Genomic DNA, 11863 nt, shown 5'->3' on the forward strand with positions numbered 1-11863 from the left:
ATGACACGTGCGTTGACGTGTCACGATTGGTCTCGTGGACGCCGTGTTCTGGATCGTGCTGGGTGTGGTGCTGGCGGTCGCCGAGATCTTCACGACGACGCTTTTCCTGATCATGTTCGGCGTCGGCGCGTTCGCCGCCGCCGGCGCCGCGGCGCTGGGCGCGCCGGTGGCGCTCCAGGCGGTGATCTTCGCTGTGGTCTCGGCGCTGTCGGTGGCGGTGGCGCGGCCGGTGATCCGCCGCAACGCCCGCTCGGCGCTGGAGACCGGCGAGCAGCCGTTCGGGGTCGAGGCGATCGAGGGGTCGAGCGCGGTGGTCCTGGAGCCGGTGGACGCCGACCACGGGATGGTCAAGATCGATGGTGAGCTGTGGACGGCCCGGTCGTACGACGCGACGCAACGCTACGCGCCGGGTGAGCGGGTGCAGGTGATAAAGGTCCGGGGCGCGACCGCCCTGGTCTGGCAGGACGACATTTCCGCCCCGGGCGAGCCGCCCGAAGCGAGAGGGTGAACCATATGGAGTTTGCAGCGATCCTGTTGATCGCCGTGGCGGTCATCGTGGTGGTGACGCTGGCCAAGGCGGTGCGGATCGTGCCGCAGCAGCGTCAGGACGTGGTGGAGCGGCTCGGTAAGTACAAGCGGACGCTGAACCCGGGTCTCAACCTGCTGGTGCCGTTCGTGGACGCGGTGCGCACCAAGGTCGACCTGCGCGAGCAGGTGGTCAGCTTCCCGCCCCAGCCGGTGATCACCTCGGACAACCTGGTCGTCTCGATCGACACCGTCCTCTACTTCAAGGTGGTCGACTCGGTCCGGGCCACCTACGAGATCTCCAACTTCCTCCAGGCGATCGAGCAGCTCACCGTCACCACGCTGCGTAACGTGATCGGCTCGCTGGACCTGGAGCGCGCGCTGACCAGCCGCGAGGAGATCAACCGGCACCTGTCCGGCGTGCTGGACGAGACCACCGGCCGCTGGGGCATCAAGGTGACCCGGGTCGAGATCAAGGCGATCGAGCCGCCGCCGAGCATCCGTGACTCGATGGAGAAGCAGATGCGCGCCGAGCGGGACCGCCGTGCCGCCATCCTCAACGCCGAGGGGCACAAGCAGTCGCAGATCCTCACCGCCGAGGGTGAGAAGCAGGCCGCGGTGCTGCGCGCCGACGGTGACCGGCAGGCCCGGATCCTCCAGGCCGAGGGTCAGGCCAAGGCCATCCGCACCGTCTTCGACGCGATCCACACCGCCAACCCGAGCCAGAAGGTGCTGGCCTACCAATACCTCCAGGCGCTGCCGCAGATCGCCAACGGCACGGCCAACAAGGTGTGGATCGTCCCGACCGAGCTGACCAAGGCCCTGGAGGGCATGGGCGGCGCGCTGGGCGGCCTGGCCAACATGGCCGGCGACGCGCCGGCGCCGGGGGCCAGCCAGACCGCCGGCGAGGTCGAGCGGGAGGCCGCCGAGGCCGCCCAGGCCGCGGCCGTCGCGGCCCAGGAGATCCACGACGAGGTACGCGTCGCGGAGGCGCAGGCCACCGGTGGCAACGCCCCCCAGGGACTGCCGGCCCCGGAGCCGGTCTCCCCGGCGAGCCTGCTCAACGACCCGTCGGACCAGCGCGAGCGGGGCTGACCGGCAAATCCGAGAATCGCTCATACGGCGCTCCGGCGCCTGCCACCATCGGTGCAGAGGACGGATGGTGACCAGGCCCGGAGCGCCGTTTGCGTGTCCCGGGCAGCCCGTGGCGCGAGCGAGGTGACGCATGAAGGAACCGGCGAACCGGCTCTTCTCCCGGACCCCGGTCCCCGGCGCGCACGATCCCGGTGGACCGCTCGGCTCCCGGCGTACCGGAGGTGGGTTCGGGGTCCTGCCGTTCGTCTCCGAGCCGGGGCGGGGCGCGCCGGCCACGGACGCGAGCTGGGCCTGGTCGGTACGCCGGTTCGCCCGCGCGGCGGTCTGGCTGCTGCCCGCGTACGCGGTCCTCTACGGCGTGGTGGCGATGGCCAGCGACGGCGGGGTGGGCAACGACCCCTACCCGGCCGACGGGCAGCCGCTCTACCTGGTCGGCTGGGTGGCGTCGGTCTGGCTCGGGCTGCTCGCCCTGCTCGCGCTCACCGGCCTGCTCGCCGCCACCCGCTGCCGCCGGATCGCGCTGGCCGGGCTGCTGGCCAGCATCGGCGGGATGGTGCTGATGCTGCCGTTCGCCGGGCTGGCCGAGCAGACGCCGGTGTTCGGGCTGACCGCGCGCGGCATCGTGCTGTTCGGGGCGACCTGCTACAGCGTGGGGTGGTTCCTCACCGGCTGGTCGGTGGCCCGCTCGGGGATGTTCTCCTACGGCGACGGCACCATGCTGATGATCGCCGCTCCGCTGCTCGGTCTGGGCGGTGCGTTGATCGGCTCGCTCCAGACGTTCGGGGCGATCTTCGTGCTGGTCGCCGGCATCGGCATCGGCTACCGCTCCGGCCGGCTCGTCCCGGAGACGATCGCCCGGGACGCGGCCACCGCCAGCGTCGCCGCCGCCCCGGCCGCGCCCTCGTCACCGGACGGCCCGCTTGCCGCCGGATGACCGGTTCGGCGCGGGCGGCGGAAGCTGAGCGGTTGCCGTGAGGTAACTGACAGTTGCCTGGCGAAGTGGCCGGTAGGCGGCTTTCGCGGCAATCCTGGAGCCCATGCCGTCTCCCCGGTCGCCGCTGTCGCGGCTCCTCACCGTGCTGCTCGCCGGCGTGCTCGCCGGGCTCGTCCTCGCGCTGGCCGCGCTGCCGACCGGCCTGCTCGGCGGGCTCGTCGCCAAGGCGAGCCTCGGGGCGTACGAGGAACTGCCCGACGCGCTGCGCACCCCGGTCCAGCCGCAGCGCTCCTACCTCTACGCGAACGACGGCAAGACCCTGATCACCACGTTCTACGACGTGAACCGCACCGACGTGCCGCTGGCCGAGATCGCCCCGGTGATGCGTCAGGCGATCGTCGCGGCCGAGGACCGGCGGTTCTACTCGCACGGCGGCGCCGACCTGCGCGGCATCGCCCGCGCGCTGGTCGCCAACGTCAAGGGAGGCGGCACCGAGCAGGGCGGCTCCACGCTGACCATGCAGTACGTCCGCAACGTGCTCAAGACCGACCCGACCCGCACGGCCGAGGAGCGGCAGGCCGCCACCGAGCAGACCGTCGGGCGCAAGCTCCAGGAGATCCGGTACGCGAACGCGCTGGAGCAGTCGCTGAGCAAGGACGAGATCCTCAACCGCTACCTCAACATCGCGTACTTCGGCTCCGGCGCGTACGGGGTGGCCGCCGCCGCCCAGCGCTACTTCGGCAAGGCCCCGGCCGACCTGACGCTCGGCGAGGCGGCGCTGCTCGCCGGCCTGGTCCAGTCGCCGGACGCGTACAGCCCGATCGACGGCGACAAGAACCAGGCCACGGCCCGCCGGGCGTACGTGCTGGACTCGATGGCCGAGACCGGCGCGATCACCGCGCAGCAGGCGGCGGCGGCCAAGGCCGCGCCGCTCACCCTGCGCCCGACCGCCCAGCCCAACGGCTGCACCGCGACCGCGCAGGGCCGCGACGACTGGGGCTTCTTCTGCGACTACCTGCGCCAGTGGTGGCTCACCCAGCCGGCGTTCGGCAGCACCCCGGAGGAGCGGGAGCAGGCGCTGCGCCGCGGCGGCTACCGGGTGACCACCACGCTCGACCCGAAAATCCAGCAGACCGCGCAGCAGCAGGCCACCAAGGTCTACGGGTACGACGACAAGCGCGCGTTGCCGATCGCGGCGGTCGAGCCCGGCACCGGCCGAGTGCTCGCCATGGCGGTCAACCGGCACTACAGCCTGGCCGACAACCCGGCCGGACAGGCCAACCACCCGAACACGGTCAACCCGCTGATCTCCGGTGGCGCCAGCGTCGACGGCTACCAGGCCGGCTCGACGTTCAAGCTGTTCACCATGCTGGCCGCGTTGGAGGCCGGCAAGCCGCTGGCGACCGGCTTCGACGCCCCGAGCAAGCTGCCCACCCGCTACGCCTCCGACGACGAGGGCAACTGCGACGGCACGTGGTGCCCGGCCAACGCCAACCCGGAGTGGATGGACGGCTACCGGATGATGTGGGACGGCTTCGGCCGCTCCGTCAACACGTACTTCGTCTGGCTGGCCGAGCAGGTCGGCGAGGACAAGGTGGTGGAGATGGCGCAGCGTCTCGGCATCACCTTCCGGGCCGACTCGGACGCCGCGTTCGCCCGCAACGACGCCGCGAACTGGGGCGCGTTCACGCTCGGCGTGGCCGCCACCACGCCGCTGGACCTGGCCAACGCGTACGCGACGGTGGCCGCCGAGGGCACGTACTGCTCCCCGCTGCCGGTGGTCTCGGTGACCGCGCCGGACGGCGGGAAGGTCGGCGTCGGGCAGCCGAACTGCAAGAAGGTGCTGGAGCCGGACGTGGCCCGGGCGGCCACCGACGCGGCCCGCTGCCCGGTGGGCCAGCAGTCGGCGTACGGGCAGTGCAACGGCGGCACCGCGACCGGCGTCGACCGGATCGTGGACCGTCCGGTGGCCGGCAAGACCGGCAGCTCGGAGCGGAACGCCACCGAGACGTTCGTCGGATTCACCCCGCAGGTCGCCGTCGCCGGCATCGCGGCCAACCCGGACGACTCCACCGACCTGGTCGGCTCCGCCGTGCAGGCGAAGGTGATCGACGCGGTGGCCCGGACCATCAAGGCGGCCGTCGCCGGCAAGCCGGTGCGCGACTTCACCGCGCCCAGCCGGGAACTGGCCGGTGACCCGCGGCGCCCGCAACCGCGCGAGGAACCCCAGCGGCCCACCCCGCGCGACGAGAACCGCGACAACCTCCCGTCGGACCTGCTCCGCTGGCTCCAGGGCCGCGGGTAAGGCGGGGCCCCCTGTTAACGCCTCCGGTATAGGCGGGGCCTCCGCTTAACACCGCACCGCCGCGTCCAGGGCGGCGGCCACCTCGTCGGGGGTGCGGTCGCCGTCGAGCACCACGAACGTGCCGAAGTCGGGCAGCGCCCGGTAGGCGGCGTCCAGCGCGCGCAGGTGGGCCAGATCCTCGGTGTCGATGCCCCGGGCAACGATCCGGCGCTGGGCCACCTCCGGCGCGGTGGCCAGGAAGCACACCACCGTCGGGCGCGGGAAGGCCGCGTACGCGGCCCGGACCGCCCGCCGTCCCCGGTCGCCCCGGGCCGCCATGATCACTTCCTGGCACCAGGTCCACCGGTCCAGCACCGCCACGCGGCCGGTCAGGCGGGCCGCCGCCACGGTCCGGGCCATGGCCAGCGCGCGCACCGTCGCCTCCAGGGCCGGGTAGGCCCGACGGCCGAACAGCGCCACGCCGTCCGGGCGGCCGAGTGCCCGTGCCAGCCGGTTCCACAGCGGCCGGCCGCCGGCGTTCTCGAAGTAGCGCGCCCGCACGCCCCGCGCGCACAGCCGTCGGGCGAGCGCCTTCGCCTGCGTCGTCTTGCCGGAGCCGTCGACACCGATCAGCGCGATCATCACAGGACGGGTCACGCACCCGGAGGCTAGCGGTTGCGGACAAAGAGTCTTCGCGGCGGTGTCGGATCCGCCGCGCCGGCTCCGACCCATCGGTGAGCGCGCCCGTCGGGGGCGCACCGGTACGCGGAGGAACACGCCATGGGCAAGGTCATCTACTGGGTGCACCAGTCGGTCGACGGCTTCATCGAGGGGCCGAACGGCGAGTTCGACTGGCCGGAGATGGGGGAGGAGCTGTCCGCGTACTCCCAGGAGCTGTCCGAGCGGGCCGCAGCGTTCCTCTACGGGCGGCGGGTGTGGGAGATGATGTCCTCCTACTGGCCGCGGGTCGAGTCGATGTCCGACCACCCGCACGACCTGGCGTTCGCGCCGATCTGGCGGCGTACCCCGAAGGTGGTCGTCTCCCGCACGCTCGCCGAGGCCGACCACGGCGCCCGGGTGGTCGGCGGCGGCGACCTGGCCGCGGAGGTGGTCGAGGTGCGCGACCAGCTCGACGGGGATCTGCTGCTCACCGGCGGCACCGGCGCGGCGACCGCGCTGGCCGCGCTCGGGCTGGTCGACGAGTTCCAGGTGGTGGTGCACCCGGTGCTGCTCGGCGGCGGACGACAGGTGCTCCCCGACCTGGCCCGGCAGGACCTGCGGCTGGTCGACACGCGCGGTTTCGACGGCCGCTCGGTGCTGCTGCGCTACACCCGCGCCTGACCGACGTGCGGGCCGGGGCAGAATCGTCGGGTGCCCGTCCACGAGATCACCGACCCCGACGACGCCCGGATCGCCGACTACCGCGCCCTGACCGACGTGGAGCTGCGGACCCGCTGGGAGCCCCCGCACGGGTTGTTCATCGCCGAGGGCGAGCTGGTGCTGCGGCGGGCGCTGCGCGCCGGCTACCCGGCCCGGTCGTACCTGGTCGACGCGAAGCGGGTGGACCAGCTCGCCGACCTGGACACCGGGGACGCGCCGGTGTACGCCGCGACGCCGGACGTCCTCCAGCGGGCCACCGGCTTCCACGTGCACCGCGGCGTGCTGGCCTCGTTCCACCGCCGGCCGCTGCCGTCGGCCGACGAGGTGCTGGCCGCCGCCCGGCGGGTGGTGGTCCTGGAGGACGTCAACAACCACACCAACCTCGGCGCGATCTTCCGGGGGGCGGCGGCGCTCGGCGTCGACGCGGTGCTGCTGTCGCCGACCTGCGCCGACCCGCTCTACCGGCGCAGCGTGCGGGTGAGCATGGGCGAGGTGTTCGCGGTGCCGTACGCGAAGCTGGAGCGGTGGCCGGCGGGCCTGGACCAGGTGCGGAAGGCGGGTTTCACGGTGCTGGCCATGACGCCGGCGCCGGACGCGGTGCCGATCCAGCGGCTGACCCCGGCGCAGCGGGAGCGGGCCGCGTTGCTGCTGGGGGCCGAGGGGCCGGGCCTGACCGAGGCGGCCCAGTCGGCCAGCGACGTGCGGGTGGTTCTGCCGATGCGGCGCGGGGTGGACTCGCTGAACGTGGCCGCCGCGGCGGCGGTGGCGTTCTGGGAGCTGGGTCGCGACGATCCGCTCTGAGGATTCGCTTGCATGACCATGCGCTTTGACGCATAATCTTTCCTGTGTCCAAGGTTCTCACCTCCCTGCCCATCGGTGAACGCGTCGGCATCGCCTTCTCCGGCGGCCTCGACACCTCCGTCGCGGTCGCGTGGATGCGCGACAAGGGCGCCGTGCCCTGCGCCTACACCGCCGACATCGGCCAGTACGACGAGCCCGACATCGCCTCGGTGCCCGGCCGCGCGCTCAGCTACGGCGCCGAGGTCGCCCGGCTGGTCGACTGCCGCGCCGCCCTGGTCGAGGAGGGGCTCGCCGCGCTGACCTGCGGCGCCTTCCACATCCGCTCGGGCGGACGGGCCTACTTCAACACCACGCCGCTCGGCCGGGCCGTGACCGGCACCCTGCTGGTGCGGGCGATGATCTCCGACGACGTGCAGATCTGGGGCGACGGCTCCACCTTCAAGGGCAACGACATCGAGCGGTTCTACCGCTACGGCCTGCTGGCCAACCCGCAGCTGCGCATCTACAAGCCGTGGCTCGACACCGACTTCGTCACCGAGCTGGGCGGGCGCACGGAGATGTCCGAGTGGCTGCTCGCCCACGGCCTGCCCTACCGCGACAGCACCGAGAAGGCCTACTCGACCGACGCCAACATCTGGGGCGCCACCCACGAGGCGAAGACGCTCGAACACCTCGACACCGGCATCGAGACGGTCAGCCCGATCATGGGGGTCCGGTTCTGGGACCCCGCCGTGGAGATCCCCACCGAGGACGTCACGATCGGCTTCGACCAGGGCCGCCCGGTGACCATCAACGGCAAGGAGTTCGGCAGCGCGGTCGACCTGGTGCTGGAGGCCAACGCCATCGGCGGCCGGCACGGTCTCGGCATGTCCGACCAGATCGAGAACCGGATCATCGAGGCCAAGAGCCGGGGCATCTACGAGGCGCCCGGCATGGCGCTGCTGCACGCCGCGTACGAGCGGCTGGTCAACGCCATCCACAACGAGGACACGCTGGCCAACTACCACACCGAGGGCCGCCGCCTGGGCCGGCTGATGTACGAGGGACGCTGGCTGGACCCGCAGGCGCTGATGCTGCGCGAGTCGTTGCAGCGCTGGGTCGGCACCGCCGTCACCGGCGAGGTGACGCTGCGGCTGCGCCGCGGCGAGGACTACTCGATCCTGGACACGAGCGGTCCCGCGTTCAGCTACCACCCGGACAAGCTGTCCATGGAACGCACCGAGGACTCGGCGTTCGGCCCGGCGGACCGGATCGGCCAGCTCACCATGCGCAACCTGGACATCGCCGACTCGCGCGCCAAGCTGGAGCAGTACGCCTCCCTCGGCATGGTCGGCGGCGCGGCCCCGCAGCGGATGGTCGGCGCCGCCCAGGCGGCCTCGACCGGCCTGATCGGCGCGATGCCCGAGGGCGGGGCGGAGGCCATCGCCTCCCGGGGCGTCCCCTCCGCCGAGGACGCGGCGCTCGACCGCGCCGCGATGGAGTTCGGCGTCGACTGAGCGGGGCGCGGTGCGTCGAAGAGGCGACCGGCTCCCGGGGCGGGCCTTCGGCAGCGGCGGTGACGCAGGGTAGCGTGTCGCCCGTGTTCCCTACCGTGCGTGAGGTGCTCGCCCTGGTGCCGGTGCGCCACGGCGCGCCCCGCCTGGTCGCCGGGGACGCCGGGCTGGACCGCCCGGTGCGGTGGGTGCACGTGGCCGAGGTGCCGGACATCGCCACCCTGCTCGGCGGCGGGGAACTGGTGCTCACCACCGGCATCGGGCTGCCCGCCGACGACGCGGGGCTGCGCGCGTTCATCGGCGACCTGGCCGACGTCGGGGTCTCCGGGCTGGTCGTCGAGCTGGGCCGCCGTTACGTCAGCGGGGTGCCCCGGGTGATGGCGGCCGCCGCCGAGCGACGCGGACTGCCCCTGGTCGAGCTGCGCCGGGCCACCCCGTTCGTGCGGATCACCGAGGCGGTGCACGCGCTGATCGTGGACGCCCAGCTCACCGAGCTGCGCGCCACCGAGGAGATCCACCAGCGGTTCACCGAGCTGTCCGTGGAGGGCGCCGAACCGACCGAGGTGCTCCGCCAGGCCGCCGAGCTGGCCGGCTGCCCGGTCGTGCTGGAGAACCTGTCCCGCCAGGTGCTCGCGTACGACCCGGCGGGGGAGAGCGCGGAACTGCTGCTGGACGGCTGGGAGCAGCACTCCCGGCAGATCCGCCCGGCCGGGCGAACCGCGTACGACCCGGACAGCGGCTGGCTGGTGACCACCGTCGGCGCGCGCGGGCAGGACTGGGGACGGCTGCTGCTGCGCTGGCCGGCGGCCGAGGCGACCCCGCCCACCCGGCTCACCATCCTGATCGAACGGGCCGCTTCCACGCTGGCGCTGGGCCGGCTGATCCGGCGCGACGCCGAGGGCCTGGAACGGCAGATCCACCGCACCCTGCTGACCGCGCTGATCGACCACTCCCGCCCGGTGGACGAGGTGGCCCTGCGCGCCAAGGCGCTCGGCGTCACCCTGGACCGCCGGCACCTGGTCGGCGTGGTGGTCCGGCACCGCGCCGACGACGCGGCCGGCGACGCCGCCGACCTGCCCGAGGACTCCGGCCCGGCCCGGTTGCGCGACCTGGCCGAGGCGGTCGGCGCGGCCCTGCGGGAGGCCAAGCTCACGGCCCTGACCAGCGCCGTCGACGACCAGGCGGTGGGCGCGCTGCTGGCGCTGCCCGACCCGGCCGACGAGGAGAAGGCACTCGCCGCGTTCGCCGCGGCGTTGCGCCGGGTACGCCTCGACGCCGCCCCGGTCCGCCCGCCCGCTGTCCGCCCGACCCGCCAGGGCGACCCCGGTGCCCGGGGCGGATCGTCCGGGGCGGTGGCGCGGTCCGTCGACGCGGTCACCCGCCCGTCGGTGGTCGTCGCGGCCGGGTCCGGCGTGGGCAGCCTGCGCGAGGCGCGCCGGTCACTGGTCGAGGCGCGGCAGATCGCCGAGGCGGCCCGGCGGGACCCCCGCGACCTGCCCTGCTTCCGGCTGCCGCACGTCGGGCTGGCCGGCCTGCTGCACCTGCTGCGGGACGAGCCCCGGTTGCAGACGTTCGTCGAGCGCGAACTCGGCCCGCTGCTGGCGTACGACGCCCAGCACCCTCGGGAACAGTTGCTCGGCACGCTGCGGGCGTACCTGGAACAGGGGCGGAACAAGTCGGCGGCGGCGTCGGCGGCGCACCTGTCCCGGCCGGCCTTCTACGAGCGGCTGGCGCGCATCGGCCGCATTCTCGACGCCGATCTCGACTCCGTCGAGCAGTGCCTCTCCCTGCACGTGGCCCTGCTCGCCCTCGACGCCGTCCGCACCCCCTGACCGTCCGCCGATCCCCGCGCCCGCGCGGACCAGCGGTCGATCATGAAGTTGGCGGGGACGAATCGGGCGGAACGCCGGCTCAACTTCATGATCGACGGCAGGGGCCGGGGTGGGGCGGGTCAGGCGAGCGCGGTGAGGGCCTTGGCGTAGGGGGCGGGGACGAAGTTCGGGCCGCCGGGAGTGAAGACGTCGGAGGTGGACGCCGTCTGCCAGGCGGTGTCCGGCAGCGCCGTCACCAGAGCCCGGACCACCGGGGCGTCGCGCCACTGGTCCTGCTGGGCGAGCAGGCTCAGCGCGACCACCGACTCCTCCACCTCGCCGACGCACTCGAACGGCTTGTGGCCGTCGACGCCGAGCAGCTCCCGGTAGCCGGGGATCTGGGACTCGTCGGCCAGCAGGTCGCCGCCGAAGATGCCGGTGAGCCGCTCGCGGGCCATGAACGGAGCCATGGCCAGGAAGACGAACCGGCACTTCGGGCAGTCGCGGCACCAGCGCTCGCTCGCGTCCCGCAGCTTGAACGCGGCGTTGCAGCTGGTCACCACCGCGTCGTACCGGTCGATCTCGGCGAAGAGCCGGGCGATGTGCAGCTCGGACAGGGAGCGCAGGAGCGAGAAGTACGGCTCGGTGAGCCCGGCATGCTCGGCCAGCGCCGCCCGCAGCAGCCCCTCCGCCTCGACGCCCTTGGACCACTGGTGGTTGATCTCGTGGCCCTGCCAGACCAGGTTCGGGTCGGACGCGGACCGCTCGTTCGACATCACCACCGGGCCGAGGCCGTGCAGCACGGCGGTGGCGACCGCGATCAGCGAGTTGATCGCGGTGACCGGGATGTGCCCGTTGCGCGCGCCGGCGGCGTTCAGCTCGAACAGCACCGGGTCGAGCCGACGCCGGGCGGCCAGCGGCACCAGGTCGGACGCCTCGTTGACCGAGACGATCACGTGGTTCGGGTTGACCGAGAACGGCACCGGGTCGAGGCCGGCCCGGCGCAGCGCCTCCAGCGTGACGATCGAGTCCTTGCCGCCGCCGACGGCGGACAGCGGGCGGCGGTCGGAGTTGTCCACCGGCACGGCCGGGTCCACCGTGCCGGACGGCACCTCGGGACGCAGCTCCAGCACGTGCGGCAGCTGGTTGCGGTACGCGTACTCGGCGAGGCCCTTGCGGTAGACGGCGGTGACCAGCTCGACGGCGGCGGCGCCCAGCGGCGCCGGCAGCACCAGCCGGGGCGGCGCGGCGGCCTTGTAGTAGCTGACGCCGGCGACCACGTGCAGCAGCTCCAGGACCCGGGCGAGGGTGGCCGCGGTGGCGTCGGGCACCGGCTCGGCCGGCAGCGGCAGGGTGATCACCTCGGTGAACCGCTGCTCGCCGTCGGGACCGGTCAGGGCGTAGTCGAACAGGACCTCGCCGGTGGCGAAGTCGATCGAGTAGGACGGGAAGGTGAAGGCGTCCATCCGCCGCAGCTGCTCGTTGGGCACACGCCATAATAGGCCCTGGTTCGTCCACCCGTGTCCGGCTGGGCCGGACC

Annotated in this window: 10 protein-coding genes; 8 read left to right on the forward strand and 2 right to left on the reverse strand. The window is 73.3% G+C overall.

Annotated elements, in window-relative coordinates; all coding sequences use genetic code 11:
- The first annotated feature begins 34 nt into the window (after window positions 1-34).
- The 4 genes from CO540_RS29555 (at window position 35) to CO540_RS29570 (ending at window position 4859) form a co-directional block, all read left to right on the forward strand.
- Window positions 35-508 (forward strand): NfeD family protein, encoded by a 474-nt coding sequence (locus CO540_RS29555; RefSeq protein WP_099164441.1) that lies wholly within the window; start codon window positions 35-37, stop codon window positions 506-508.
- A 5-nt stretch (window positions 509-513) separates the two neighbouring features.
- Window positions 514-1620 carry an SPFH domain-containing protein gene (locus CO540_RS29560; protein ID WP_091573480.1) on the forward strand — a complete coding sequence of 369 codons (1107 nt, stop codon included), beginning with the start codon at window positions 514-516 and terminating at the stop codon, window positions 1618-1620.
- A 130-nt stretch (window positions 1621-1750) separates the two neighbouring features.
- The gene (locus CO540_RS29565) at window positions 1751-2554 is read left to right on the forward strand and encodes a hypothetical protein (RefSeq protein WP_091573481.1); all 804 of its coding nucleotides are present in this window, start codon (window positions 1751-1753) and stop codon (window positions 2552-2554) included.
- Window positions 2555-2657: 103 nt separating this feature from the next.
- Window positions 2658-4859: a transglycosylase domain-containing protein gene (locus CO540_RS29570; RefSeq protein ID WP_099164442.1), complete on the forward strand. Its 2202-nt coding sequence runs from the start codon at window positions 2658-2660 to the stop codon at window positions 4857-4859.
- A gap of 45 nt (window positions 4860-4904) precedes the next feature.
- Here the strand turns inward: CO540_RS29570 and CO540_RS29575 are convergent, their stop codons facing one another.
- The gene (locus CO540_RS29575; protein WP_099164443.1) at window positions 4905-5495 is read right to left on the reverse strand and encodes an AAA family ATPase; all 591 of its coding nucleotides are present in this window, start codon (window positions 5493-5495) and stop codon (window positions 4905-4907) included.
- A gap of 123 nt (window positions 5496-5618) precedes the next feature.
- Here CO540_RS29575 and CO540_RS29580 point away from each other — a divergent pair, with 123 nt between their 5' ends.
- The 4 genes from CO540_RS29580 to CO540_RS29595 all read left to right on the forward strand — a co-directional run bounded on the left by CO540_RS29580 (window position 5619) and on the right by CO540_RS29595 (window position 10344).
- Complete coding sequence (locus tag CO540_RS29580) at window positions 5619-6179, forward strand: dihydrofolate reductase family protein (protein WP_099164444.1); 561 nt, start codon at window positions 5619-5621, stop codon at window positions 6177-6179.
- Between the two features lie 30 nt (window positions 6180-6209).
- On the forward strand, window positions 6210-7019 hold the full coding sequence (locus CO540_RS29585) for an RNA methyltransferase (protein WP_099164445.1): 810 nt from the start codon (window positions 6210-6212) through the stop codon (window positions 7017-7019).
- 44 nt (window positions 7020-7063) lie between these two features.
- The gene (gene argG, locus CO540_RS29590; protein ID WP_099164446.1) at window positions 7064-8515 is read left to right on the forward strand and encodes an argininosuccinate synthase; all 1452 of its coding nucleotides are present in this window, start codon (window positions 7064-7066) and stop codon (window positions 8513-8515) included.
- A 74-nt stretch (window positions 8516-8589) separates the two neighbouring features.
- On the forward strand, window positions 8590-10344 hold the full coding sequence (locus CO540_RS29595; RefSeq protein ID WP_099164447.1) for a PucR family transcriptional regulator: 1755 nt from the start codon (window positions 8590-8592) through the stop codon (window positions 10342-10344).
- A gap of 119 nt (window positions 10345-10463) precedes the next feature.
- On the opposite strand, the gene CO540_RS29600 is transcribed toward CO540_RS29595, so the two are convergent.
- Window positions 10464-11813 (reverse strand): hypothetical protein, encoded by a 1350-nt coding sequence (locus CO540_RS29600; protein ID WP_099164448.1) that lies wholly within the window; start codon window positions 11811-11813, stop codon window positions 10464-10466.
- Window positions 11814-11863: the final 50 nt, after the last annotated feature.

Origin of the sequence: Micromonospora sp. WMMA2032, assembly GCF_002688545.1 — a bacterium.
GTDB classification, from domain to species: Bacteria; Actinomycetota; Actinomycetes; order Mycobacteriales; family Micromonosporaceae; genus Micromonospora; species Micromonospora sediminicola.

Bases quoted from the DNA above. Each gene is read 5' to 3' on its own strand.
- CO540_RS29560 (WP_091573480.1), top strand. From the start codon at position 514: ATGGAGTTTGCAGCGATCCTGTTGATCGCCGTGGCGGTCATCGTGGTG.
- CO540_RS29565 (WP_091573481.1), top strand. From the start codon at position 1,751: ATGAAGGAACCGGCGAACCGGCTCTTCTCCCGGACCCCGGTCCCCGGC.
- CO540_RS29570 (WP_099164442.1), top strand. From the start codon at position 2,658: ATGCCGTCTCCCCGGTCGCCGCTGTCGCGGCTCCTCACCGTGCTGCTC.
- CO540_RS29580 (WP_099164444.1), top strand. From the start codon at position 5,619: ATGGGCAAGGTCATCTACTGGGTGCACCAGTCGGTCGACGGCTTCATC.